Here is a 25,691-nt window from a genome sequence, read left to right as displayed (position 1 = left end):
AGCCAATCGCAGGCGGTTGCTGAAGGTCACTCAAGGCGTCTCCCTCGAGTCCGGGTATACGAGCATTCGATAGGGTGGATCCTGCCCGTTTCCCAAATCTCTGGAGCTCCCCGTGGACACCGCCGTGCTGCATGGTCGCCTGAGCAACTGGTTCGACGACGCGGCCCGCGACCTCCCGTGGCGACTCCCCTCCCGCACGCCCTGGGGAGTTCTGGTCAGCGAGTTCATGCTCCAGCAGACTCCGGTCTCGCGGGTTCTGCCCGTCTGGGAGGACTGGATGACCCGGTGGCCGACACCGGCAGACCTTGCCGCAGCACCGTCGGGGGAAGCTCTCCGGCACTGGGGCCGTCTGGGTTACCCGCGAAGGGCCCTGCGCCTGCATGCGGCGGCGACCGCCGTCGTCGTTCGCCATGAGGGTGAGGTACCCGGCTCGTATGAGGATCTGCTCGCGCTGCCGGGCGTCGGCACCTACACTGCTGCCGCCGTCGCTGCCTTCGCTTTCGGACGCCGGGAAACGGTGGTCGATACGAATATCCGCCGCGTGCACGCGCGGCTGGTGGTTGGAGCGGCACTGCCCGCGCCGTCGCTGAATGCAGCCGAAATGAAGCGGGCTGCAACCCTCCTGCCCGACGACGCCGCCGCCTCCGTGCGCTGGAACGTGGCAGTGATGGAGTTGGGGGCACTGGTGTGCACCGCGCGGGCTCCTGCCTGCGAGCGCTGCCCGGTGATCGACCGCTGCGCCTGGGTAGCGGCGGGAAAGCCCGCTCCCACGTATGTGCCGAAGGGCCAATCGTGGGCGGGCACTGACCGTCAGGTGCGCGGCGCGATCATGCACGTCCTTCGGCACGCCGAGACACCGGTGCCTCGGCCCCTGATCCACGAGCGCCCGGTTGACCTGGCGCACGGCACACCTGCGGCGCTCGAGAAGCTGTATGGGCTGAACGCGCCGCTGGAACAGCTCGAGCGCGCCCTCGACGGTCTTCTCGCGGACGGACTGGCCGAGGAAACACCGCGCGGCTTCCGGCTCCCCGCCTAACCTCCCCGGAAGTTTTCCGCACCTTTGGCGGCTTCAACCGTCCGGAAGTCGCCAGAACTGCGTAAAGCTCCGGGCCGGGAGCGGATCGGTATCTGATCGTTTCCGGCGGCCGACGGGAAAGCGCCTATCCTGCTTCCATGGGAGGCTTCCGGGCAGCACCTGGAATCACCGGCGTCGTGCTGTGTACAGCCTGCGTGGGCGGCGGCACGGCCCCACTGGCGTGCACGGAGATTGGTGCCGAACCGGGCATATCAGTCACCGTCGCAGAAAACATGGCGGACGAAATCCTGGACCCTGTGCTCGAGGTCTGCACCGATGGATGCCGGACCTACGACCTGGAACTTCGCCCGGGAAGCGAGACGGTCGATCTCGGCTGCGATTCAACCGAGCCGGAGGACAGCTGCTCCGCAAGTGTGCGGCCAGACGGCACCCTAGTTGGCTTCGTCAATGTTGATGAGCTGGACGCCGAAGAGGTTGGCGTGACGGTGATATTCGACGGCAAGTATTACCACACCTCGGGCACACCGGAAATGGTCTATCCGAACGGCCCCGGTTGCCCTGGCGAGGCTCTACAACTGTCTCTCACGCTCGACGACGGCGCGCTCACCGCCTGAACACCGGACACCGCCTGAACCCCCGAACTTTCGTGCAGCTACGGCGGCTCTCCAATCTGGGAAGCCACCGGAGCTGCATAAAACTTCCGCTAGAGCTCCCCGAAGCCCGCCTTCACTTCACCGCCGATGTACTCAATGGCTTCCTGCGCCTGGGGGCCGGTGGCCTCCGCCTTCAGCTCCTGCCCCTCGCCGAGCGCGAGCGACATCAGCAGCATCACTGATTTGCCGTCGACGCCGTTGACGTTCACTTCAGCGTCCATATCCGTCAACGCCCTTGCAATCACAGCCGCAGGGCGGGCGTGCAGGCCCATCTTGTTCAGCAGCGTCCACGCACCGGTTACAGGGGGTCCCGATGGCTCCTCCGGCTGTGCCGACGGGCCGGGAGCCGCAGCCCCGTGGGACACGAACGGCTCGAGAGCTTCAGGGTCTATGGACACGATGGCGCGTTCGGCGGACGAAGCAACCTCGTCCACCGTGCTGCCGGACTCCGCCTGCACGGCTGCCGCGACAGAGCCCTCGACCAGCGCAGCCCGGGGTAACCGGATCCGCGATCTGGCCTCTGCCGGCAGGAACTCGAGCGTCATTTCCGCCGTCATCACAGCCGATCCAAGGTCGGTGAGGACTACGACGCCGTCGCCCTGGTCTGCTTCCTCGAGTGCCGATTGCACCTTCTCGAGGCTCGTGCCGATGCGGGACGGTGAGTCGCTGGTGCCGCCGGCAGCTACCATCTGGACGTTGGGCGCCATCTGCGCAGCGAGCTCGACTACTCCTTCGGCGATCTTGCTGCTGTGCGAGACAATCACCAGACCGACCGTCATTGCTCCGGCCTCGCAGTGTCAGCCGCCGCCTGGAGGATCAGCGCGGTGGACTGTGCACCGGGATCACGGTGACCGGCGCTGCGCTCACCCAGGTAGCTGGCCCTGCCCTTCCTGGCGATGAGGGGCTCTGTGGCAGCGGCACCCGCCTGTGCGGCATTGGCTGCAGCTTCCAGCACCTCTACGCTCGACACGTCCGCCGAGTGCGCCGTTTCGGCCGCCTCAACGGCCGGGGTCCAGGCATCGATCATTGTTTTGTCACCCGACTCGGCCTTGCCGCGCGCCACCACTCCGTCGCGAGCCGCGGTGAGGAAGGCGACGACGGCGGGAGGATCGATCTCGGCTGCGTCGCCCAGCGCCGTGGCCGCGCGGAGGAAGGCGGTGCCGTACAACGGGCCGGCAGCCCCGCCCACGGTGGACATCAGGGTCATGGCCGTCAGCTTGAATACCGCCGCCGGGGTGTCCTGGCTGCCGTCGTCGAGCTTGGCCGCCACAGCAGCGAAGCCGCGCTGCATGTTCTCGCCATGGTCGGCGTCACCGATCGCACGGTCCAGCTCCATCAACTCAGAGCGATGTTCCGTGAGGACACGCGAACATTCCCGGATCCAGGCTTCAGCCCATTGCGCAGTCAACGCCATTTACACTCCCCATCGCAGAGCCGGTGTCCACACCGGCGTGTCCCAGAGTTCCACCATTTCATCGTCGAGCTTCAGCACGGAAATCGATGCTCCCTCCATCTCGAGGGCAGTGATGTAGTTGCCTACGAGGGATCGCTCCACTGAGACGCCGCGCTCACCGAGCACCTGCCGCGCACGACGGTACACGATGTAAAGCTCGCTGGCCGGGGTGCCGCCCATGCCATTGACGAAGAGCAGCACGCGGTCGCCCTCGGAAGCTTTCAGGTCACTGAGAATGGGCTCCAGGAGGCGATCCGTGATGCCGTCCGCGTTCTCCATGGCGATCCGGTGCCGGCCGGGCTCCCCGTGAATACCGATGCCAATCTCGATCTCTTCCTCGGTCAGCTCGAAACTGGGTACGCCTGCATGCGGGACCGTGCAGGCGGAGAGCGCCACGCCCATCGATCGGACGTTGTCGTTGACGCGTTGGGCGATCTCAGCTACGCCGTCGAGCGAATCACCGCGCTCCGCCGCTGCCCCTGCTATCCGCTCCACGAGCACCGTCCCGCCGACGCCCCGCCGTCCGGCGGTGTAGAGCGAATCTTCCACAGCGACGTCATCATTGATCAGCACTGATCGGACCTCGACGCCCTCGGCCTGCGCCATCTCCGCCGCGGTTTCGAAGTTCAGGACGTCTCCTGTGTAGTTCTTGACGATGTGGAGCACCCCGGCACCGCCATCAACGGCAAGTGTGGCTGGAATGATCTGGTCCGGGGTGGGCGAGGTGAACACCGCGCCGGGGACGGCAGCGTCGAGCATTCCGCGGCCCACGAACCCGGCGTGCAGGGGTTCATGGCCGCTGCCGCCGCCCGAGACGAGGCCTACCTTGCCTTTCACCGGAGCATCCTTGCGGGTGATGAACAGCGGGTCAGAATGCACCTCGACCAGATCAGCGTGGGCGGCCCCGAAACCCTCGACGGATTCAGTTACCACTGACTGCGGGTCATTGATGAGCTTCTTCATGCGACTCTCCTTGACGGTGATCGACGGGTGGATAACCGGTTCGCCATTGATCGGCCCGCTTCGTGTCCTGATACGGAAAAGGCCACACCCGGCAGGCCGCAAGGGTACTTGAACAGTACTCTGCGGCAGCGACGGTTGCCCAGACCCTCCCGGGCCCTAACCGTCAGACACAGCTGTGGGAAGGACCCACAAGGGTCCTTCCCACAGGTGGTGGTCTAAAGGCGCCGAATCCGATGCCGACTATTTCTTGAAGGCGTCCTTGATGTTTTCGCCGGCGTCCTTGAGATTGGCCTTGCTCTGGTCCTGCTGACCTTCGGCTTCCATCTTCTTGTCACCGGTAGCCTTGCCCAGACCTTCCCGGACCTTGCCGCCCAACTTCTCGGCCTTGTTCTGTGTCTTGTCGTCCGCACCCATGGCGTTCCGCCTTTCGTCGACGTTCCGTCCCCCAGTTGGGAGGACTCACCTGGCCTTCAAATACCAAGCACCCTTAGTTTATCGAGAACTGCCCGTCTCTGGCCAGGTGGGTCCTTAGAGATCGCAGATCATCCTGGTATTGCCGAGGGTGTTCGGCTTCACCCGCGCCAGGTCCAGGAACTCCGCCACGCCCTCGTCATGCGAGCGCAAAAGCTCCGAGTAGACCACCGGGTCCACGGCCGACTGGTCCTCCATCACCCGGAACCCGTGGCGGCGGAAGAACGCCTCCTCGAAGGTCAGGCAGAAAACCCTCCGCACTCCGACGGCGCGTGCTTCCTCCAGCAGCGCAGTAACGATGGCGCTGCCCACTCCCCTGCCCCGCGCCGCCTCAGCGGTTGCCAGGGTACGAATCTCCGCGAGGTCCTCCCACATGACGTGGAGGGCTCCGCACCCCAGCACGCCGCCGCCGTTGTCTTCGGCGATCTTGAACTCCTGGAGGCCCTCGTAATAGGCGACCGTTTCCTTGGCGATCAGGATGCGCTCCTCCGCAAGCGGGGCCACGAGCTGCTTGATGATGGGCACGTCAGCGGTGGTCGCGCGGCGGATACTAAAGGATTGGCTCACCCGATCCAGTCTAGAGACCTGCGAGGCTTCTACAGTCCGAGCTCAGCAGGCAGATCCACCTTCTCGCCCAGTACGTGACGGGCAAGGAAGTGCTCGACGACGGAGTACCAGATTTTTGCATGCTGCGGCTTGAGGATCCAGTGGTTCTCATCCGGGAAGTAGAGGAACCGGTGTTCGGTCTCTCCGTCAGGCCCAGCGGGAAGCTGTGATCGGGACAGGAGCTCGTACCAGAGCCTCAGGCCCTCACCGATCGGCACACGGTAGTCCTTGTCGCCGTGGATGACGAGCATCGGCGTGCTGATTTTTTCGACGTGGGTGTGAGGAGAGTTGGCGAGCGCCATCTCGGGCGTCATCTCCTTCTCCCAATAGAACGAGGCGTCAGTGGTCGGGCCGAACTGGTCCAGCGCCCACAGGCTGGCATGGGTGACGATCGCGTTGAAGCGGTCGGTGTGCCCAGCCACCCAGTTGGCCATGTAGCCGCCGAAGGAACCGCCCATCGCCGCCGTCCGGCTCTCATCGATGTCATCGCGGGCAACTACTGCGTCTGTCGCCGCCATCAGGTCCGTGTAGGGCGCGTCTCCCCACGCACCCCACCCACGTTCAATCATTGCCTGCCCGTACCCCGTGGAAAGTGCCGGATCCGGCAGCAGCACCGCGTACCCCTTCGCCGCCAGCAGCCACGGCGACCAGCGCCACGTCCACGCGTTCCAGGAGCCCAGCGGCCCTCCGTGGATCCAGAGCAGCAGCGGCACCGGATTGGAGTCACTGGCGCCTTCCGGCAGTACGAGGTAGGACTTCACCGGGTGCCCGTCCGCCCCTGTGGTCTCTACCCGCTCAAGCGTTCCGGGAAGGGCCGGGCGCTCACTCGGGGCGGGAAGTGCCGAAACCGTTCCTGTGGCCAGCTCAATCCGGACCGGCTCCGGCGGGAACTCATAGGAGCTGCGCAGCGCGTAGGCCGTTGCCCCACCTGGTGAGACGACGACGTCGGTGTACGACGCCGCGTCCGCCGTTACCCGCCTGACCTGGCCTGTGGCGACGTTGATGGTGAAGACCGGGGACGCGCCGTCCTCGTCGGCGGTAACCACCAGTGCGCTTCCATCCGGCAGCCATGCCGCGGGATCGGGCCAGCGGTCCCAGTCGGGCGCGAGCGGCGTGAGCTGTCCGCCGGTCGCGGGAAGGAGACCGAGCTCTACATCGGGCGGAGAATCCGGTCCGGTCCGGTGCCGCACCACTACGACGGCGGTGGAGCTGTCCGGGCTAATGGGGCCGGCGTCGTAATTGAAGTCAGGATGATCGAGAATGACGGTGCGGTCCCCGGTTGCAGCATCGATGCGCACGAGCACCGAGCGCTGGTCTCCTCCTCTGACGGGCACTGTCTGCGAGGTGAGCAGGAACGTGCCGTCCGGACTGATGCGGGGAGTGGCGTTCCGCAGGCCGGTTCCGATGTCCCCGGTGACGTTGCGGAGCGTGAGGGGAGGTTCGTCGTCGACAGTGACCGGCTGCGTCTCGCCCTGCTCGCCGTGCTCGGCGAGGAAGTAGCGGGGCTCTGCCGGGCCCAGATCGGCATCCCAGCGGCGGACGGGATAGCCCGTGTGCAGGATCGCGGCGACGCCTGCTTCCTTGCGTGCCTTACGGCGCTCCTCGTCATTCTCCTCGTCAGTCGATCCCGCCAAAACCTCCGCCACCACGACGACGGCGTCCGCCTCCGCTGCAGCGATGACCGACTGCACTCCTCCCGTTCGGGAATGCACAACACGGGCTTCGCCGCCTGCGGCAGGAATCTTCCAGAGCGCCGCGATGGGCTCTTCGTCCGAGTTCTCCGGGTCCGGCCGGGCGGAGGTGAACAGCAGGTCACCGCCTGGAAGGAAGGCGGCACCCGATTCGCCCTTTGAGCTGCGGGTGATGCGTCGGGCTGGTTGGCGACCAGCCGGATCGAGCTCCCAGAGGGCAGACGCGTACGCCGTGCCCTTGGGATTGGGAGTAGCCACCGAGGTAACCAGGCGTGTGCCGTCGGCGCTCAGTGAGAGCCCGCTCAGGCGCGGCAGGGCCACGAAGCGATCCAGGTCATGGAAGGCAGAGTCGGGGTTCGCGGGGGTGGGCGAATCGGATGCGGAAGTCATGAACCATCTTTACCACCCGATGTGGGCCACTTCACAACCCTGCCGTGCGGGGCGCGCTCATAAAGCCGTGCGAAGTCCGCGCTTAAAGCGGTCATGCCCGCACCGGCAATCCGGTGCGGGCATGACCACTTGATGAAGTTCCGGCTTACTCGGGAACGACCGCCTCGATAGCCGGCGGCACGTCCTCGATCTCCTTGGGGGCGCCGCGTCCCACGAAGGTGAAGCGAGCTTCGTCGCCCTCGCCCTCGACGTCGACCGCGACGATCTCTCCGGACTTAATGTCTCCGAAGAGGATCTTCTCGGACAGCTGGTCCTCGATCTCGCGCTGGATGGTCCGGCGCAGCGGCCGCGCGCCCATCGCCGGGTCGTAGCCGCGAGTTGCGAGCAGCACCTTGGCCGCGGGGGTGAGCTCGATGCTCATGCCCTTGTCCGCCATGCGCTTGCTGAGACGCTCGAGGAACAGGTCGACGATCTGGATGATCTCGTCCTGGGTCAGCTGCGGGAACACCACGGTGTCATCGACACGGTTCAGGAACTCTGGGCGGAAGTGCTGCTTGAGCTCCTCGGTGACCTTCGCCTTGATTCGGGTATAGCTCGTGTTGGTGTCGGTGCCCGACTGGAAGCCGGTCATGACGCCCTTCGAGATATCCCGGGTACCGAGGTTGGTGGTCATGATGATCACGGTGTTCTTGAAGTCCACCACGCGGCCCTGGCTGTCGGTCAGGCGGCCGTCTTCCAGGATCTGGAGCAGCGAGTTGAAAAGATCAGCGTGTGCCTTCTCCACCTCGTCGAACAAAACCACGGAGAACGGACGACGACGGACCTTCTCGGTGAGCTGGCCGCCCTCTTCGTAACCCACATACCCGGGAGGCGCACCGAAGAGACGCGAAACCGTGTGCTTCTCCGAGTACTCCGACATGTCCAGCGTAATCAGGGCGTCCTCGTCGCCGAAGAGGAATTCGGCCAGCGCCTTGGCGAGCTCCGTCTTACCGACGCCGGTAGGACCGGCGAAGATAAATGAGCCACCCGGACGCTTGGGATCCTTGAGGCCGGCGCGGGTACGGCGGATGGCCTGGGAGATCGCCTTGATGGCGTCATCCTGGCCGATGACCCGCTTGTGCAGCTCATCTTCCATCTTGAGCAGACGAGAGGACTCTTCCTCGGTGAGCTTGAAGACGGGGATGCCGGTGGAGTTGGCGAGGACCTCGGCAATCAGTTCCTCATCAACCTCAGCGATGTCATCCAAGCCGCCGGACTTCCAGCGGCGCTCCTTGTCCACGCGCTCGTCGTGGAGCTTCTGCTCACGATCGCGCAGGCGGGCGGCACCCTCGAAGTCCTGGGCGTCGATGGCGGACTCTTTCTCCCGCTTCACGTCGGCGATGCGCTCATCGATCTCCTTGAGCTCCGGCGGGGCCGTCATACGACGGATACGAAGACGCGCTCCGGCTTCATCAATAAGGTCAATGGCCTTGTCCGGCAGGAACCGGTCGGAAATGTAGCGCTCAGCCAGGTTCGCAGCGGAAGCGAGGGCGGCATCAGTGATGGAGACCCGGTGGTGCGCCTCGTAGCGGTCCCGCAACCCCTTCAGGATTTCGATGGCGTGCGCTACCGAAGGCTCCTGGACCTGGATTGGCTGGAAGCGGCGCTCAAGTGCGGCGTCCTTCTCGATGTGCTTGCGGTATTCATCCAGCGTGGTGGCGCCGATGGTCTGCAGCTCGCCACGGGCGAGCATGGGCTTCAGGATGGAAGCGGCGTCGATAGCGCCTTCAGCTGCGCCGGCACCGACCAGGGTGTGGATCTCATCGATGAACAGGATGATGTCGCCGCGGGTGCGGATCTCCTTCAGAACCTTCTTCAGGCGCTCTTCGAAGTCACCGCGGTAGCGGGAACCGGCAACGAGCGAACCGAGGTCGAGGGTGTAGAGCTGCTTGTCCCGGATGGTCTCGGGGACATCGCCGCGGACGATGGCCTGTGCCAGGCCCTCCACCACGGCGGTCTTGCCGACACCGGGCTCGCCGATGAGCACCGGGTTGTTCTTGGTGCGGCGCGAGAGGACCTGCATGACGCGTTCCATCTCAAGCTCGCGCCCAATAACCGGGTCCAGCTTGCCCTCGCGGGCAGCCTGAGTGAGGTTGCGGCCGAACTGGTCCAGGACAACGGAACCGGCAGGAGTGCCCTCCTGCTGCTGACCGCCGGACGCCACGGGCTCTTTGCCCTGGTAGCCGGAGAGCAGCTGGATGACCTGCTGGCGGACGCGGTTCAGGTCAGCGCCGAGCTTGACCAGCACCTGCGCAGCAACACCCTCGCCCTCACGGATGAGGCCAAGGAGGATGTGCTCTGTGCCGATGTAGTTGTGGCCGAGCTGGAGCGCCTCACGCAGAGAGAGCTCAAGCACCTTCTTGGCACGCGGAGTGAAGGGGATGTGACCGGAGGGAGCCTGCTGGCCCTGCCCGATGATCTCCTGCACCTGCTCGCGCACCGCTCCCAGGGAAATGCTGAGTGATTCGAGCGCCTTTGCGGCGACGCCCTCACCCTCGTGAATTAGCCCAAGCAGGATGTGCTCGGTGCCGATGTAATTGTGGTTGAGCATGCGGGCCTCTTCTTGGGCCAGCACTACAACTCGACGGGCACGATCCGTAAATCTCTCAAACATGAGGCACACTCCTAGCTAACGCGTAATTCGATGCTACGTGCCTAGGAAGGGCTTGTGGGGCGTGTTCGCCACAGGCGAGATAGCCCGCTTGCGGCAGGAAGCCCGGACCGCTGGCGAACGGACTAGCGCTGGGCCGCCCGGTATGCCTCAATAATCTCGGAATTGACCCTGCCCCGTGCGGAAACGTTGTACCCGTTCGCCTTGGCCCATTCACGGATCTGGGCCGCTTCCTGGTTCCGCGCAGCAGGAGCATTCTGGCGCTGCTTGGGCTGGCTCTCCCGCCGGGCAGCGGAAACGTAGCTTGAGAGAGCACTCCGCAGTTCCTCAGCGTGCGCTGAGGAGAGGTCTATTTCATACTGGGTACCGTCGAGGCCGAACCTCACGGTTTCATCTGCCTCGCCGCCATCGAGGTCGTCAATCAGAATGATTTTGACTTTCTGCGCCACGATAATCTCCTCTATCGGCTCGGACAGGTATTCAACAACAATTATCGTCCGTATTAAAGCCAAACGTCAAAGAGAAAAAGTCCCCCGAAGGGCTTTACTGCTCCCCCGGTACATCATCCTGCGACGGCGGCGGTTTTGTAATTGCATTCTCCCTGCTGCTCCGTTCCGCAGATTCTGCTTCACGCTCCGCGCGGTCCGCGTTGAAGATCGCCTTCATGACGAAGTAGAAGATGACGCCAACCGCAAGGGAGGGCAGGAGAACAGCCAAATACTCCATGAATTATCCAAGCTCCGGCTTCAACAGGGGGAAAAGGATGGTTTCCCGGATTCCGGCGGAGGTGAAAAGCATGACAAGGCGGTCGATCCCCAATCCAATCCCACCCATCGGCGGTGCTCCGTATTCGAGGGCGCGAAGGAAGTCCTCGTCCAGCTGCATGGCTTCCTCATCACCGGCGGCTGCCCGTCGCGATTGCTCGGTGAGGCGCTCGCGCTGGATCACCGGGTCAATGAGTTCGGAGAACGCCGTACCCCGTTCCATGCCTCCGATGATCAGATCCCATGCCTCGATCAAGTGTGGCTGATCCCGGTGCTGTCGAGCCAGTGGCTGCGCGGAGGGCGGGTAATCGTAGACGAACGTCGGCTGCAACAAAGTCGGTTCGACAATTTCTCCGAAGAGTTCCAGGACCAGCTTTTCCTCGCCCCAGGCGGGATCGACTGAAATGTTCCGCTCTCCGGCGATCTCCAGGAGCGTTTCCTTGCCGGTTTCCGGAGTGATTTCACGGCCTACTGCTTCGGAGAGTCCGGGGTAAACCCCGAGCCAGCGCCATTCCCCGTCCAGGTCAACGGTCCCGGCCTCGGTTTCAATCTGCCTCGATCCGAGGAGGTCTGCGCAATTGAGGATGATCTCCTTCATTCGTTCAGCCATCACGAACTGGTCGGCATAAGCTTCGTAGCACTCCAGCATGGTGAATTCCGGGCTGTGCGTGGAATCAACACCCTCATTGCGGAATATCCGCCCAATTTCGTAGACGCGGTCGATCCCGCCAACAACTGCGCGCTTCAGATAGAGCTCCAGCGCGATGCGGAGGGTCATTTTCTGGTCGAACGCATTCACGTGCGTCTCGAATGGTCTTGCCGCCGCGCCGCCGTGAATCAGTTGGAGGATTGGCGTCTCGACCTCGATGTACTCACGGGAGTGGAGTGTCTCGCGGATGCTGCGGGTGATCATTGCCCGCGTTCTGACCATTTGCCGCGCTTCCTCACGCACCAGGAGGTCAACGTAGCGCTGCCGTACACGGGTCTCCTCATTGACGCCTGCGTGCAATGTGGGCAAGGGACGCAGCGCCTTTGACGCCATCTGCCATCTCGAAGCCATGACGGAGAGTTCACCCCGGCGCGAACTGATCACCTCGCCGGTGACCTGCACGTGGTCGCCGAGGTCAACAGTTGCCTTCCAGTCCGCCAATAATTCCTCACCCACGGCCGCGAGACTCAGCATGGCCTGCAGGCGAGTACCGTCACCCTCCTGGAGCGTGGCGAAGCAGAGCTTTCCGGTGTTGCGGAGGAAGACCACCCGACCGACCACGCTGACGTTCTCACCGGTGGAATCGCCGGGCTCCAGGTGCGTGAAGCGTTCGCGGATTTCACCCAGAGAGGCGGTCCTCTCCGGCTTGACCGGATACGGTTCGTGACCGCGCTCCAGCAGGCGTGCGCGCTTTTCCATGCGGATGCGCATCTGCTCGTTGAATTCTTCGGTGGTGAGGATCTGCTCAGTGGTCACGGTATCTAAGGTTACCGGTTCGGCCTTGCGCTCCCGCCGGGACCGCTTTCAACGGCTGGTTGTCGATGAGCCTGACGCTGCCCACACGGGCGGCAATCAGGGCCAGGCCCTCCCCCGAGAAGGGAGCCTCCCGGCAGCTGAAGGCGAGCGGCTCCAGGGTGTTGGGGTCCACCACGTCGAAGTACTCCAGCTTCACGAGCGGCTGACTTTGAACCAGCGCGACGGCGGAATCCAGGTCCAGCGGTTCACAACGGGAAGCGCGCCCTGCCAACAGGCGCAATGCACGGGACAGAACCAGGGCTGCGTCCGCCTCTTCCTCGCTCAGGAATCGGTTCCGGCTTGAGAGGGCCAGCCCTTCGGTCGACCGGACTGTAGGCACCGCCCGGATGTCGGCCGGGAAGTTGAGGTCGCGGGCCATTCTGCGGATCAGGGCCAGTTGCTGGGCGTCCTTCTGCCCGAAGTAGGCCCGGTAGATTGCATCCGCGGCCGGCCACGCGAGGTGCAGCAGCTTGGCCACGACGGTGAGCATGCCGTCAAAGTGTCCCGGCCGGAACTCACCCTCGAATTTTTCCCCGAGGCGTCCGGCCGAGACCCGAACCAGCGGCTCGCCTCCCGGGTACACCTCATCCCTGGACGGCGCGAACACCACATCCACTCCGCACTCTCCGAGGAGTTCGACGTCGGTCTCGAGCGTCCGCGGGTAGCGCTCAAGGTCGGTGGGGTCACCGAACTGGAGGGGGTTCACGAAAATAGTGGCAACAACGACGTCGTTCTCCTCCCTGGCCGCGCGGGCGAGCGCAGCATGGCCCTCGTGCAGGGCGCCCATGGTGGGAACAAGGCCCAGGCTGGCCTGACCGCGGTCTGCAGCGCCCAGCAGCTGGACCGTAGCGGCGCGTAGTTCAGCGGCGGTCGTGAGAACCTGTGGGCTCATTCGATTCCTTCCTGCCCGGGCACCGCGAGTGCGTCGGCGATCACCCGTGCCTGTTCCGCGGTGAGCACCCCCCGCTCCACGGCGCGGCGGGCGGTCACGGCAGCCAGCCGGGTGTAGGCCAAATGGATGTCTTCGGGCGCGTCGGCGAGAGCAGCCGCGTGCGCCGCCACCGTCCCGGCGTCACCGCGTGCAACGGGACCGGTCAGCGCGCCCTCACCTGCAGCCAGGGCGTTCTCCAGGGAGGCACGCATCAGCGGCCCCAGCAGCCTGTCCGGCCGGTCCACTCCGATGCCCGCGAGCAACTGGGTTGACTGGGCGGCGAGGGTGACCAGGTGATTCGACGCGTGCGCCAGCGCCGCGTGATACAGGACCCGGTCCTCCTCCTCGATGACCACCGGCTCCGCCCCCATCTCCACCACGAGTGCCTGCGCCACGGGAAGGACTGCAGAGGGTGCGGTGACGCCGAAGGTACAGTCGGGCAGCCGGGTTAGGTCCAGGCTCAGGCCCGTGAACGTCATCGCCGGATGCAGCGCGAGCGGGATGGCGCCAAGCTTCCGCGCAGGCTCGAGCACCGCCGTACCGAACCGGCCCGAGGTGTGGGCCACGAGCTGCCCGGGCTGCCATGCGCCCACGGCCGCGAGGCCGGAGACGAGGTCCGGGAGGGCGTCGTCGGGCACTGCCAGCAGGACCAGTTCCGCGCGCTCGATGATTTCCGGAATCTCAAGCACCGGGACGCCGGGCAACAGGTTTTCGGCCCGTTCCCTGCTGGCCTCAGAGACGGCAGAGACCCCGACGACGGCGTGTTCAGCCGCGCGCAGCGCGGCGCCAAGTACCGCACCGACCCTGCCTGCGCCGATCACGCCGACACCCAGCCTCCCCGGCTTCCGGCGCGATGCTCCTGTCCGACGGGCCGGATACTCAGGGACGCTCATGGGCTGGACCTTCCAGATAGGACGGCGGTGGGGGCATGACGGGCGTTTCAGGCGGTTCGCTCGGCTCTTCGACCGCCTCCTCCGCCTGTACAGGCCGCATCCACTGTTCGGGACGGCTGCGTCGGCGGGCATCGGCTGCCCGCACTGCCTGGTCCTGAAAAAGTTGCCACGCCTCCTGCTCGGCGATCTGGCGGACGCGGGGCGACACCGGTCCCGGAGTGGTGTGGAAGATGAGGTCGGCAACGCCGAATCTGCGCGCCAGCGGCCCCTGGTGCAGGGCCAGTGACTGCGTGCGCTCGTGCGGTATGACGGCGAGCTGCCGCCACCATGCACCGGAGCGCGCCAGTAGCGCAGTCCGCGTCACCGCCACTGCGTTGCGTCGCCATGCCAACGGTGCAATCAGCCGGGCACGCCGTGGAGTGGTGATGAATCCGGCGTGGGAATCGCGCCCGGCGAGCCCAGCGGAGAATACCTCGACCGGCGAATCGGTGCCGGGATCGGGAAGAACCAGCGCGATGACCTGAAGAACCTCATCGAGTGTTCCCACCGGAAGGAGGGTGGCACGTGCCTGCGCCTCACCGCTCGCGGAGGCGCCGTAACCGGCAACGTTCACGGTGACCTTGTACCAGCCCTTCAGGCGCCACAACGGTGACTGGACCACGCCGACTGCCTGGACCCGTCCGGGCGGCACTGTCTGGGTTCGTGTGTCCAGAAGACCGTAACGGATCCGGATGCCGTCCGGGGATATGGCCGCCCGGAAGTTGAACCCGGTATTCAGGACGTTCCAGTAACCACTGATCACGCCGATCAGGATCGGAACGAAACCGGCGAGCAGCACCCCGGTGTCCAGGACGATTGCGAATACCACCACAGCGATGAAACTTAGAAGGACCGTCACCGTGTTGCCGGATAGGGCGGCTGCGCCCAGGACGCGTGCAGGGGTGAGAGCCAGGACCTCACGTTCGGGCGCTTCGGGAATGTCCTGCGGGTGCTCGGGGTCGACGGCGACGCCGGCAGCACGGGCCAGGATGGTTGCACGCAGTTGCTGGGCCTCGCCGAGCTTCAGGAAGGAGAGCCGCACAGCCGATTCACCGGCGTCGGCCACATCGAACTTCAGTTCCGCGAGTCCGAAGACCCTTGCGAGGAAAGGCTGCACCACGTCAATGGCCTGGACCCGGTCCAGCCGGGCCTGCCGGTTCTGGCGGAAAATCACGCCCGAGTTCACCCGGACATGTTCCTCGGTCACCTGGTAGCGCGTGTAGTACCAGGAGAGGAAGAACCCGGCGGCGATGAGCAGCACAACGCCCACCGCGAGCGCGATCGCAATGGGCAGACTGCCCGCTGCTTCTCCCCGAAATCCCCTCGGCTCCCCTATCAGGAAACCTTCGAACCAGTCACGTCCCCCGAAGAAAATCAGTGCCGCAATCGCGATCCAGCCCCGGACCAGCGGCGAGATGATATGGACGCGCTTCCATTCATCCGGGGAGCCGGACAGCATTTCCGGGTCAGGGGCAGAGCCGGTCACAGCCCCGCCAGCTTCGCTTCACCGCGTGCCGAGAGCTGCTCACGCAGACGCGCTCCCTCGCTGGAAGGAAGCCCGGGTATTTCGGCATTGGTGCCCGGAGATGCTGTGTGCAGCTTGAGGGTGCACAGGCCCAGGGCCCGCTCGACCGGGCCTACAGCAACGTCCACGTACTGCATGCGCCCATAGGGCACCACCATGGTGCGCTGGAAGAAGATCCCCTGACGGATCAACAGGTCCTCGTTGCGTTCCGCGTAGCCGATAGCGCGCACCTGCCGGGGCAGCAGGAGACCGCGCCACGCAGCGAAAACAATGACGACGGCGGGCAGCAGCCATGCGAGCAGCGACGGGAAACGCGGCAGCACCCCGGTCAGCAACAGCACGAGCGGCACCGAAACGATGACCAGGAAAATGAGGCTGCCGATCGCCCACCCCGCGAGGCGGACCCACAGGTACTTCGGCGAGACCCGGGTCCATTCGATTCCGGTCGGATCTATTGGTTCCCTACGCATACTCCCCCTCGCCGCTCTCCCCCGATGATGTGGATCCGGCGTCGTCGTCAGGGGGAAGCTTGCAGAAACTCTCCACGATCAGACCGGTTCCAATCATGACTATGCCACCGGCGATCACTGCCAGCGAACCCCATACCGGACCGAGGTTGCTGCGCACGCCAATCAGCGTCAACTGGTCCGCGAGGACACCGACGTGCCACCCCGTGGTCAGTGCACCGGCATACGCGGTTGCCTGCGCGAGAACGACCGTGCGCGCGGCCAGTATGGGGTCCAGGATCCGTTTGCGGTTGCCGGCACGCCAGCGCCGCACCCGGAGGCCGAACACAAGGGTTACGGCGACGACGGCCGCCATGGTCAGAAGCGAGCTCAGCGGAAGCGACGGCGTCGGGAATCCATTCCGGGTGGCCCACCAGTTGATCAGCCATCCCGCGGCGCCGAACACCAACCCGATAAGAACAAGCCAGGCGATTCTGATCGAGGCCACGGCTCTGCTCAGACCCCCTCGAACGGAACGAGCCCGGGAAGGTCCTCCGCCTGTTGGACGAGCTCGGAGACCGGGCGACCGGCAAGGGTGGCCGACCCGTCCATCCACGCCCAGGGCTGCAGCACAAAGGCGCGCCCAGCTGCGCGCGGATGCGGAAGGGTCAACTTCTCATCGTCCGACACGAGGTCGCCGTACGTGATGATGTCGACGTCGAGCGTGCGGGGTCCCCACCGGACGGTACGCACCCGGTGATGCTTGTTCTCGACCGCCTGGCAATGTTCCAGCAGCTCATACGGTCCGAGATCCGTTTCCACCTCGACCACCATGTTCAGGTAGTCCGGCTGGTCCGGGCCGCCGACTGCCTTGGTCTGCACAATGGGAGAGACTTCCCGCAGCCGGACGTTCGGCGAGTCAACGAGGTCCGCGACGGCGAGGGAGAGCGTATCCCTGCTCTCGCCGAGGTTGCTGCCCAGCGCGAGGATGGCGCGCACACTCGGGCTCATGTGCGTTCCCGGTAGATGGAGACGGCGACGTCCCCGAAGGGCACCTCGATCGGCGCCTTGGGCTTGTGCACGGTCACCTCAACGGCGTTCACCGCGAAGGACACAAGGATATGGGCGGCGATGCGCTCCGCGAGTGCTTCGATCAGGTTCAGCGGATCACCCGTGATGAGTTCAGTCACCTGTTCGGCGAGTTCGCCGTAGTGGGCGGTCCGGGTCAGGTCGTCGCTCTGTCCTGCCGGCTGCAGGTCGAGATACAGCACAACGTCCACGATGAACGGCTGTCCATCACGTCGTTCATGTTCAAAAACCCCGTGGTGCCCGACGGCGGTAATCCCCGTCAGGGAGATTGTGTCCTGCCGCGCGGGGAGGGTGTGTGACATGACCCGCCTACCTCGTCCAGGCTGCGGCGACCTTGACCGCGTCCAGGTTCGGTGCGACGTCATGTACGCGGACGCACCACGCGCCGTGGGCAGCAGCTAGCGCGGTGACGGCGACGCTGGCATCCCCGCGTTCGCTGGGACCGGCGGCCTTCCCCGCAGAGCTGAGCAGTGTTCCGAGGAACCGCTTGCGGGAGGCGCCGACCAGGATGCGGTGACCGAGGATTTCGAACCGCTGCAGTGAGCGCAGCAGCGCCCAGTTATGGTCTTCCTTCTTGGCGAACCCGATTCCTGGATCGATGATGATCTGCTCGGGGGATACTCCGGCCGCGTAGAACTTGTCCCGGATAGCGGTGAGTTCCGAAATCACCTCTTCAACGACGTCGTCGTAACTGGCGAGTGAATCCATTGTTTGGGGATTACCCCGCTGGTGCATGAGGACATAGTGCACTCCGCGTTCAGCGATCAGGTCCGGCATTTCGGGGTCGAAGTCCAGCCCGGAGACGTCATTGACAATGGCGGCACCGGCGTCGATGGCCTTCGCCGCAGTGGAAGCATGCATGGTGTCGACGCTGACCAGCGCACCGGCTTTCACCAGTGCGGCGACAACGGGAAGGATGCGCTTCTGCTCCTCCTCCACCGTGATGCGGTCTGCGTTCGGGCGCGTCGATTCGCCGCCGACGTCTACGATGTCGGCTCCCGCGTAGTGCATCCGGAGCCCCTCGGCGATGGCGTTATCCGTCGTGACGAATTTGCCTCCGTCACTGAAGGAGTCGGGGGTGACGTTCAGGATCCCCATCACCAGCGCCCGGTCGGTAGGCAAATCTGCGAAAGATTTGCGGACCCGGGTTGGCCGCAGGACGGGAATAGGTGATGTTGCCGGTCCGGTCCCTGGGGCTGCCGCGAGTGAATCCATAGAGTTGCTGTGTCCTATCTTCCGAGTATCAGGCTCATGGCCTCGGCGCGCGTGGCGGCTTCCCGCACCTGCCCGCGTACTGCCGAGGTGACGGTTTTCGCCCCCGGCTTGCGGATGCCGCGCATCGACATGCACATGTGCTCGCATTCGATGACCACAATGGCGCCCTTTGGTTGCAGATGCTCCATCAGCGCATCCACGATCTGCGTAGTGAGGCGTTCCTGGACCTGCGGGCGCCGTGCGAAAATCTCGACCAGCCGCGCCAGCTTGCTCAGGCCAGTGATTTTTCCGTCCTCAGAGGGAATGTACCCGATATGGGCCGTACCGTGAAACGGAACGAGGTGATGCTCACACGTGGAGTAGAACGGAATGTCCTTCACGAGGACCAGCTCTTCGTGGTCCAGCTCAAAGGTGGTGGAGAGGACGTCCTTGGGGTCCTGTTGGAGACCCGCGAAGAATTCCGCATACGCCCGGGCCACCCGTCGTGGCGTTTCCACCAGACCGTCTCTGTCCGGGTCCTCTCCGATAGCGGCAAGGATCTCCCGAACGGCTCGCTCGATTCTAGGCTGGTCCACCACGGAACCACTGGCCGCGAGAGCGGCCTCAACCATCTGATCATCAAAATCGGTCACGCCAAGAATCCTATCCCGGCCCTTTTAGCCGTCCAGCTAGTCGTTACGAGACTTAACCTGGCCCGTTGGCGCCACCATCTGCGGTGTTCCCGGTTGTTCCGCCCTTGTCATCCGGTTCGGTTTCCGGCTGCGGCAGGTTATCACTCGAGACGTCGAAGTCGCTTGGCAGGTTTGCGTCGGCGATCTGATCCTGTGGCGGAACGCTGTCCGGGTCCGGTTCTCCGGCAGCCTCCGCCTGTTCGCGTTCCTTCGGGGTGACCACCGGCGGCAACGAGTGCACGGGCCGACTGTCCTTCGAGAGCCAGATACTGCGTGCGTCGCGCTTGCGGATGTCGGCGAAGACCTCCGCAATTTCAGCCTGGTTCAGCGTCTCGCGCTCAAGCAGTTCGAGCGCCAGCCGGTCCAGAACGTCTCGGTTCTCGGTAAGGATTGCGTAAGCCTCGTCATGGGCGTTGTCGACGAGGCGTCGCACTTCCTCATCGACGATGTACGCGATGTGGTCGGAGTAGTTGCGCTCATGGCTCATATCCCGGCCAAGGAACGGTTCACCACCGCCCTGTCCCAGCTTCACTGCGCCGATGCGCTCACTCATGCCGTACTGTGTGACCATTTTCCGTGCCGTCGCCGTGGCCTTCTCGATGTCATTTGACGCACCGGTCGAGGGATCGTGGAAAACGATCTCCTCAGCCACGCGGCCGCCCATGGCGTATGCGAGCTGATCGAGCAATTCGTTGCGGGTGATCGAATACTTGTCATCGGCGGGCAGCACCATGGTGTAGCCCAGGGCGCGACCGCGGGGGAGGATGGTGACCTTCGTGACCGGATCGGTGTTGCGCAGCGCCGCGGCAACCAGGGCGTGACCGCCCTCGTGGTAGGCCGTGATCTTACGCTCCAGCTCTTTCATGACGCGGCTGCGCTTCTGCGGCCCGGCAATGACGCGGTCGATAGCCTCGTCAAGCGCCCGGTCATCGATAAGCTGGGCATTGGAGCGCGCAGTCAGCAGCGCTGCCTCGTTCAGCACGTTCGCGAGATCAGCACCGGTGAACCCGGGGGTCTTCTTCGCTACCGACTGGAGGTCAACGTTGGGCGCCATCGGCTTGCCCTGCGCGTGGACCTGCAGGATGCGATGGCGTCCGCCCATGTCCGGTGCCTCGACACCGATCTGGCGGTCAAAGCGTCCCGGACGCAGCAGAGCCGGATCCAGGACGTCAGGACGGTTGGTCGCTGCGATGAGGATGACGTTGGTGTTCGCGTCGAAGCCGTCCATTTCAACCAGGAGCTGGTTCAGGGTCTGCTCGCGCTCGTCATTGCCGCCGCCCACGCCGGCACCACGGTGGCGTCCGACCGCGTCGATCTCATCGACGAAGATGATTGCCGGAGCGTTCGACTTGGCCTGCTCGAAGAGGTCACGGACTCGCGACGCACCCACACCGACAAACATCTCCACGAAGTCCGAGCCGGAAATCGAGTAGAAGGGCACTCCAGCCTCACCGGCCACGGCCCGGGCGAGGAGGGTCTTACCGGTGCCGGGAGGGCCGTAGAGAAGCACGCCCTTGGGGATCTTTGCACCGAGAGCCTGGAACTTGGCAGGCTCCTGGAGGAATTCCTTGATCTCATGGAGTTCCTCGACGGCTTCATCCGCGCCGGCGACGTCGTTGAAAGTCACCTGCGGCATGTCCTTGCTGATGAGCTTTGCCTTGGACTTGCCGAACTGCATCACCTTGGATCCGCCGCCCTGCATCCTGCTCAGCAGGAACCAGAAGATGGCACCGAGGATCAGGATGGGAAGGATCAGGCCGAGGATGCTCGTGAACCAGTTGTTCTCAACCGGCTGGTCGGTGAAGCCTTCGACCTCAGAGCCGTTGATGGCGTCGACGATGTCCTCGGCGCGGGCCTCGCTGAAGAAGAAGGAAACGCTGCGCCCGAGGTCCTCGTAGTCCTCGCGCAGCGTGAGATCGACGCGCTGCTCGCCGTCGTAGATTTTGGCTTGCTCTACCTGATCGTCGGCGAGGAGTTCCAGGCCGACGTTCGTGTCCACGCGGGCACCGCTGGTGTCGAACACAGAGGGCAGGATGACCAGAAGCGCGGCAACCGCCAGCACTATCCAGAAAATGGGTCCTCTGAAAAAGTTCTTGAATTTCATTCAACTCAGGGCTGGGTGCCCTGTCCCTCCTGCTTAACTGCCAAATGGCCCTCGTCCGCAACTGCGGATCGCCTAATGCGGTGCGCCCCGAACGTGTGTACCAGCTTTACATTCTCTGCAGAATCCACGCGCACCCGCGGTGGAAAGTTCCCTCTGGGCGTACAGGACGGGGCAGGGGTTACTCGTAAACGTGCGGCGCGAGCGTACCGATGAAGTCCAGGTTGCGGTACTTCTCGGCGAAGTCCAGACCGTAGCCCACCACGAACTCATTGGGAATGTCATAGCCGACGTACTTCACGTCGATGGCGACCTTCGCGGCGTCCGGCTTGCGGAGGAGGGTGCAGATCTCCACCGATGCCGGTCCGCGCGAGAGCAGGTTGGCCTTGAGCCAGGACAGCGTCAGACCCGAATCGATGATGTCTTCCACGATGAGGACGTGTTTGCCCATGAGGTCCGTTTCAAGGTCCTTCAAAATTCGGACGACGCCGGAGGACTGGGTTCCCGAGCCGTAGGAGGATACGGCCATCCAGTCCATTGTGACGTGCGAGTGCAGGGCCCGGGCAAGATCCGCCATTACCATCACGGCTCCCTTGAGCACACCCACGATGAGCACGTCCCGGTCGGCGTAGTCACGGTCGATGTCCGCGGCCAGTTCCTGCACCCGTTGCTGGATCTCTTCCTTGGTGTAGAGAACGTGCTTGAGGTCGGACTGGACGTCGTGTGAATCCACCAATTACTCCCGAATTTAGAGGTTTTTTCTAAGGACAAGACTGCCATAGCTTGGGTCACCTTGGGGAACGCGGGATCCCCTGACCTGCCGGTAGGCGCTCACCTTGCCGCCAAGCTGCACAGGACCCGCCGATCCCCTGCGCCGGAGCAGGTTCTCGGCGGCCAGTAACCGCTCGAAACTGGGCTGCACCCCGCCAAGTTCGACGACGGCGAGCGCCAGGACCCGTTGCCGCAGCGCAGGTGGCAGGGCACGAAGGGCGTCCTCGGACAAGAGGAGGGTGCCGTCGTCGTGCGCGGTGTTGTCCGGTTTCCTCCGGAGCCGGGCGTATTCAGCCAGTGCGAGTTCATCCAGGTAGGCGGCGTCCTGCGCGAGGATCCGGGACGTCCGGTACAGGGACTCGGCGATGCCGGGGCCCAGCGTGTCCTCAAGGTAGGGCAGCACCTGGGTGCGCACGCGGGAGCGGGTCAGCGCGGGGTCGGCGTTGGTGGGGTCATGCCACGGCTCAACAACGCTGACCCGGCAGATCTCTTCAGTCTCCGTACGTCGCAGGGCAAGGAACGGACGCAGGTACAGGCCCCGGCGCGACGGCATGCCGCTGAGCGATCGCGTACCGGAACCACGGGAGAGGCCAAGCAGCACCTGCTCGGCCTGGTCGTCGAGGGTGTGGCCGAGCAGGACGGCGGACGCTCCGTGCTCTGCCGCGGCGGCGTCGAGGGCCTCGTAGCGCGCGGTTCGGGCTGCCGCTTCGGGACCCATCCCCGCGGTGGCCACCTCGACCCGGCGCACCTCAACCGGTTCGAGGCCCAGTCCCGACAGCTGCTCACGGGCCTTCGCCGCCACTTCCGCGCTGTCAGGCTGCAACCCATGGTCGACGACGACGGCACCCACCCGGTACTGCCCGCTCCGCGCGAAGTAGGAGGCCGTCGCGGCGAGTGCGAGCGAATCCGTGCCGCCGCTGCAAGCGACGAGGATGAGCGATCCGTGGGCGACCCCGGCTTCCTCCAGCGCAGCGCGGACGAGATTCCGTGCCGTGCCGACGGTAGGGTTCAGTCGTGGCCGGCGGCTCACAGCCCCATCCGGTTGATCCACTCCTCGGGGGCGTGGATCTCCTTCTCGGTCGGCAGGTTCTCCGCCCGCTCCCATACCCGGTTGAACCCCTCCATGCCCACGGCGTCCACCACCGCGCGGACAAAGCGGGCTCCATCGCTGTACTGGCGCATTTTGGCGTCCAGGCCCAGGAGCCGGCGGATGAACTTCTCCACCGGTCCGCGGGACTTGCCTCGGGCATTGAACCGGCGGCGGATAGTTTTCACGGTGGGCACGACGCTGGAGTCAACGGCGTCCATCACCACATTGGCGTGCCCTTCGAGCAGGCTCATGACAGCAGTGAGGTGGGAGAGCCGGGCCTTGTCCTCGGGTTCCTGGAGCAGCGACAGGATCCCGCCGTCGCCTTCCGGCACACCGTCGTCGTTCTGTTCCTGGCTGTCCTGCCGGCTCCCCGACGGGAGGGACTTCAGCGCGTTGGCGAGCCGTTCGGCGAGCGTATCGGCCTTGTCGGCCAGCCCGACGGTGAGCTGGGAGATGTGCTCCATCATGTGGTCCCTGAGCCACGGTGCGGCAGCGAACTGCACGCGGTGTGTCTGCTCGTGCAGGCACACCCACAGCCGGAAGTCGGCGGGCTCGAGGTTCAACTCCCGCTCCACGGACACAATATTGGGCGCCACAAGCATCAGACGCCCTCCCTTCCCGCGGGAGGAGGCGACGAAGGGATCATACTGGCCGAGGACCTTGCTGGCGAGGAAGGCGAGAATCGCACCCATCTGCGCACCCGTGACGGTGCCGCCCAGTGCGGCGTTCGCGGCTTTGAGCTGCTCCGCCTTGGTTTCCAGGAGGTGTTCAAGTGCCGGTGCCATCAGCGTCTTGAAACTCTGGGTGTTCGCCTTGGCCCACGACGCGCGGTCGACGATGATCAAATCCGAGTCCCGCAGGTCCCGGGCGGCTTCGAGCCCCGTGATGCGGTGGACGTGCTCAACGGAAAGGTCGGCCAGTTCCCGGAGGTTCTCGACGACGGCCTGAACCTCTCCGGCGCTGAGCTTCGGACCCGGCGGCGTCAGTTTCGCGGCGGAAGTCGCGGCGAGATCCCAGTTGACGAGCTGAAAAGGGGCGTTGCTGTCCATGGTGGCCATTCGACCACATTAGTCTGCGAGGCCGCTTGAGGGGCATCCGGTCAGCCCTCGATTCAGGGCTCCCGGCAGCCACAGGTGGCGAGGACGGCCGCGGCGGCGTCCATCGCGCCTCGCGCCGGCTCGGTGGTGCCGTCGAGGCCGCTCGCGATGAATGAGAAGACCAGCAGGCGGCCGTCGGCCGAAACCACGTGACCGCTCAGCGCAGTCACGGTGTTGAGGGTCCCCGTCTTGGCCCGCACCAGGCCTGCTCCGGAAAAGGCAGGGGCCTCGCCGTCGTTGAAGCGTTCGGTCAGTGTTCCCGACAGGCTGGCCACAGGCAGGCCATGCAGCACATGCCTCAGCGAACGGCTGTCCGACCGGAGCAGCGTGCGGACCACGTCGGCCAGTTGGCGGGGAGCGATGCGGTTTCGCGGTGAAAGGCCCGCAGCGTCGCCGAGCACCATGCCCTCGGTCGGCACCTCCAGCCGCTCGATGACCTCCGCGATCGTCTCCAGACCGCCTCCGAACGACGCCGGCCTCCCGCTGGCCTGCGCCGCAAGACGGGCCAGTGCCTCCGCGAGATAGTTGTCGGAGGTCAGGAGCATGTGCTCGACCTGCGCTTCGACGGTGGCTGATTCGACCGACGCCAGCACCACGGCATTGTCGGCGGCGGCCTGCCGCTCGATGCCCTCCTGCACTTCCACCCCGGCAGCGATCAACGCCTCCCGGAACGTCGCGGCGGCGGCGAGGGCTGCATCCGGCGCCCTGGCCCCCGACTGCTTCGACTCGTCGAGCCAGGAGGAGTTGACGGCGAGGGGATAAATCGGCGCAATCTCGCCGGCCTCCACATCGCCGGGCCGCCAACTGGCGTTCAGGACGTCGCCCACAAAGAACGTGTCGTCGAGGACGAGACGGTAGGGGCCTTGGCCCGCGAGCTTTGACGCGGTCTGCTCGGCGAGCGTTGCGAGGCCGGCGTGGCCGACCACGCTCTCCGGGTTCGACTCGCCCGATCCGAGCAGCACGTCCCCTCCCCCGCGCAGCACCAGGACATCCTCCGTTCCCGTGCCTCCCGCAAGGACGGACGTGGTCAGGCGGTGGTCGGGCTCCAGTTTCGCCAACACCGCGGTAGCAGTGAGGATCTTGATGTTCGACGCCGGCAGCTGCGGTTCGCTGCCCCCCTGGTCGAAGAGGACCTCTCCGGTCAGTGCATCCAGAACGACGCCGGCCACGGGGGTACCGCCCGGAACCTCCAGTGCCGTGGTGAGCAGCGGAGCGAGAGCCTCCGGCGTGGGCATCGGCGCCTGTGCGCTCAGCTGGCTGACGAGTGCGGGGGCCGCGACGTCGTCGGGCGTTTGCTGGATGCGCGGAATCTCCGGCTCGGCATCCGCGCGCGGAGCGGCGACCAGTTCGGCGATCTGCGGACCGTAATGCAGGCCGAATGGAATCGCCAGGACTCCCAGCACGACGGCAAGCAAGAGGGCAGTGAAGACCCTGGCGCTGCGCTTCATGTGGCCCTCTCCCCAAAATCCGATCGACTGCCGCCGGTCATGAATCGATGATGTCGGCGGCGGCCTATATCTTTAACAGTAGATCGGGGCCGTGGGTGGTGGTCACGCTGGATCGACACGTTTGAGTTACGTTCCGGCAGCGTCGTTTGCCGCGCGGTGCCCCACTGACGTCCCATCGCTTTCCTACCGCTGAC

Annotated in this window: 26 protein-coding genes; 2 read left to right on the top strand and 24 right to left on the bottom strand. The window is 64.9% G+C overall.

The features are described 5' to 3' along the window. Positions 1-100 precede the first annotated feature (100 nt). Both AC4D2M_RS08100 and AC4D2M_RS08095 read left to right on the top strand, forming a co-directional pair. Positions 101-1,036 (top strand): HhH-GPD family protein, encoded by a 936-nt coding sequence (locus AC4D2M_RS08100; protein WP_490891389.1) that lies wholly within the window; start codon positions 101-103, stop codon positions 1,034-1,036. A 137-nt stretch (positions 1,037-1,173) separates the two neighbouring features. Then, positions 1,174-1,650 carry a hypothetical protein gene (locus AC4D2M_RS08095; RefSeq protein ID WP_490891159.1) on the top strand — a complete coding sequence of 159 codons (477 nt, stop codon included), beginning with the start codon at positions 1,174-1,176 and terminating at the stop codon, positions 1,648-1,650. Between the two features lie 89 nt (positions 1,651-1,739). On the opposite strand, the gene dhaM is transcribed toward AC4D2M_RS08095, so the two are convergent. The 24 genes from dhaM to dacB form a co-directional block, all read right to left on the bottom strand. Beyond that, entirely contained in the window at positions 1,740-2,468 is a 729-nt protein-coding gene (gene dhaM / locus AC4D2M_RS08090) for a dihydroxyacetone kinase phosphoryl donor subunit DhaM (RefSeq protein WP_490891158.1), read from the bottom strand. Then, positions 2,465-3,103 (bottom strand): dihydroxyacetone kinase subunit DhaL, encoded by a 639-nt coding sequence (gene dhaL, locus AC4D2M_RS08085; RefSeq protein ID WP_490891156.1) that lies wholly within the window; start codon positions 3,101-3,103, stop codon positions 2,465-2,467. The genes dhaM and dhaL overlap by 4 nt, the downstream gene beginning before the upstream one ends. After that, positions 3,104-4,105 carry a dihydroxyacetone kinase subunit DhaK gene (gene dhaK, locus AC4D2M_RS08080; protein ID WP_490891155.1) on the bottom strand — a complete coding sequence of 334 codons (1,002 nt, stop codon included), beginning with the start codon at positions 4,103-4,105 and terminating at the stop codon, positions 3,104-3,106. It lies immediately after the preceding gene. Between the two features lie 240 nt (positions 4,106-4,345). Beyond that, complete coding sequence (locus AC4D2M_RS08075) at positions 4,346-4,519, bottom strand: CsbD family protein (RefSeq protein ID WP_490891154.1); 174 nt, start codon at positions 4,517-4,519, stop codon at positions 4,346-4,348. 114 nt (positions 4,520-4,633) lie between these two features. Beyond that, positions 4,634-5,143 carry an amino-acid N-acetyltransferase gene (locus AC4D2M_RS08070; protein ID WP_490891153.1) on the bottom strand — a complete coding sequence of 170 codons (510 nt, stop codon included), beginning with the start codon at positions 5,141-5,143 and terminating at the stop codon, positions 4,634-4,636. 29 nt (positions 5,144-5,172) lie between these two features. Further along, positions 5,173-7,263 carry a S9 family peptidase gene (locus tag AC4D2M_RS08065; RefSeq protein WP_490891152.1) on the bottom strand — a complete coding sequence of 697 codons (2,091 nt, stop codon included), beginning with the start codon at positions 7,261-7,263 and terminating at the stop codon, positions 5,173-5,175. 145 nt (positions 7,264-7,408) lie between these two features. After that, positions 7,409-9,916, bottom strand: a complete 2,508-nt coding sequence (locus tag AC4D2M_RS08060; protein WP_490891150.1) for an ATP-dependent Clp protease ATP-binding subunit — start codon at positions 9,914-9,916, stop codon at positions 7,409-7,411. 122 nt (positions 9,917-10,038) lie between these two features. After that, positions 10,039-10,362: a histone-like nucleoid-structuring protein Lsr2 gene (locus AC4D2M_RS08055; protein WP_490891149.1), complete on the bottom strand. Its 324-nt coding sequence runs from the start codon at positions 10,360-10,362 to the stop codon at positions 10,039-10,041. A 94-nt stretch (positions 10,363-10,456) separates the two neighbouring features. Next, positions 10,457-10,639 (bottom strand): hypothetical protein, encoded by a 183-nt coding sequence (locus AC4D2M_RS08050; protein ID WP_490891148.1) that lies wholly within the window; start codon positions 10,637-10,639, stop codon positions 10,457-10,459. 3 nt (positions 10,640-10,642) lie between these two features. Continuing rightward, positions 10,643-12,097 (bottom strand): lysine--tRNA ligase, encoded by a 1,455-nt coding sequence (gene lysS / locus AC4D2M_RS08045; protein WP_490891388.1) that lies wholly within the window; start codon positions 12,095-12,097, stop codon positions 10,643-10,645. A 34-nt stretch (positions 12,098-12,131) separates the two neighbouring features. Then, positions 12,132-13,073, bottom strand: coding sequence for a pantoate--beta-alanine ligase (panC, locus tag AC4D2M_RS08040; RefSeq protein ID WP_490891147.1), 942 nt, complete (start codon positions 13,071-13,073; stop codon positions 12,132-12,134). Further along, positions 13,070-14,005, bottom strand: a complete 936-nt coding sequence (locus AC4D2M_RS08035) for a Rossmann-like and DUF2520 domain-containing protein (RefSeq protein WP_490891146.1) — start codon at positions 14,003-14,005, stop codon at positions 13,070-13,072. The genes panC and AC4D2M_RS08035 overlap by 4 nt, the downstream gene beginning before the upstream one ends. After that, positions 13,992-15,503 (bottom strand): PH domain-containing protein, encoded by a 1,512-nt coding sequence (locus AC4D2M_RS08030; protein WP_490891387.1) that lies wholly within the window; start codon positions 15,501-15,503, stop codon positions 13,992-13,994. Before AC4D2M_RS08030 ends, AC4D2M_RS08035 begins: the two co-directional genes overlap by 14 nt. Positions 15,504-15,526: 23 nt before the next feature. Continuing rightward, positions 15,527-16,039, bottom strand: a complete 513-nt coding sequence (locus AC4D2M_RS08025; protein WP_490891145.1) for a PH domain-containing protein — start codon at positions 16,037-16,039, stop codon at positions 15,527-15,529. Further along, positions 16,032-16,523, bottom strand: a complete 492-nt coding sequence (locus tag AC4D2M_RS08020) for a DUF3180 domain-containing protein (RefSeq protein ID WP_490891144.1) — start codon at positions 16,521-16,523, stop codon at positions 16,032-16,034. The genes AC4D2M_RS08025 and AC4D2M_RS08020 overlap by 8 nt, the downstream gene beginning before the upstream one ends. 8 nt (positions 16,524-16,531) lie before the next feature. Then, the gene (gene folK / locus AC4D2M_RS08015; protein ID WP_490891143.1) at positions 16,532-17,026 is read right to left on the bottom strand and encodes a 2-amino-4-hydroxy-6-hydroxymethyldihydropteridine diphosphokinase; all 495 of its coding nucleotides are present in this window, start codon (positions 17,024-17,026) and stop codon (positions 16,532-16,534) included. Beyond that, positions 17,023-17,406 (bottom strand): dihydroneopterin aldolase, encoded by a 384-nt coding sequence (folB, locus tag AC4D2M_RS08010; RefSeq protein ID WP_490891141.1) that lies wholly within the window; start codon positions 17,404-17,406, stop codon positions 17,023-17,025. The genes folK and folB overlap by 4 nt, the downstream gene beginning before the upstream one ends. A gap of 7 nt (positions 17,407-17,413) precedes the next feature. Then, positions 17,414-18,319 carry a dihydropteroate synthase gene (gene folP / locus AC4D2M_RS08005; RefSeq protein ID WP_490891140.1) on the bottom strand — a complete coding sequence of 302 codons (906 nt, stop codon included), beginning with the start codon at positions 18,317-18,319 and terminating at the stop codon, positions 17,414-17,416. A gap of 14 nt (positions 18,320-18,333) precedes the next feature. Continuing rightward, positions 18,334-18,951, bottom strand: coding sequence for a GTP cyclohydrolase I FolE (gene folE, locus AC4D2M_RS08000; RefSeq protein WP_490891139.1), 618 nt, complete (start codon positions 18,949-18,951; stop codon positions 18,334-18,336). A gap of 52 nt (positions 18,952-19,003) precedes the next feature. Next, positions 19,004-21,094: an ATP-dependent zinc metalloprotease FtsH gene (gene ftsH / locus AC4D2M_RS07995; protein WP_490891138.1), complete on the bottom strand. Its 2,091-nt coding sequence runs from the start codon at positions 21,092-21,094 to the stop codon at positions 19,004-19,006. 178 nt (positions 21,095-21,272) lie between these two features. After that, positions 21,273-21,824, bottom strand: coding sequence for a hypoxanthine phosphoribosyltransferase (gene hpt / locus AC4D2M_RS07990; protein WP_490891137.1), 552 nt, complete (start codon positions 21,822-21,824; stop codon positions 21,273-21,275). 15 nt (positions 21,825-21,839) lie between these two features. Next, positions 21,840-22,892, bottom strand: a complete 1,053-nt coding sequence (gene tilS, locus AC4D2M_RS07985; protein WP_490891136.1) for a tRNA lysidine(34) synthetase TilS — start codon at positions 22,890-22,892, stop codon at positions 21,840-21,842. Next, a complete protein-coding gene (locus AC4D2M_RS07980; protein ID WP_490891135.1) occupies positions 22,889-24,010 on the bottom strand; it encodes a zinc-dependent metalloprotease in 1,122 nt (373 codons plus the stop codon). The genes tilS and AC4D2M_RS07980 overlap by 4 nt, the downstream gene beginning before the upstream one ends. 53 nt (positions 24,011-24,063) lie before the next feature. After that, complete coding sequence (gene dacB, locus AC4D2M_RS07975) at positions 24,064-25,497, bottom strand: D-alanyl-D-alanine carboxypeptidase/D-alanyl-D-alanine endopeptidase (RefSeq protein WP_490891134.1); 1,434 nt, start codon at positions 25,495-25,497, stop codon at positions 24,064-24,066. Positions 25,498-25,691 lie beyond the last annotated feature (194 nt).

The sequence above is a fragment of the Arthrobacter sp. TJ-270 genome (genome assembly GCF_058269075.1).
This window is presented reverse-complemented; position numbering and strand designations above follow the sequence as displayed.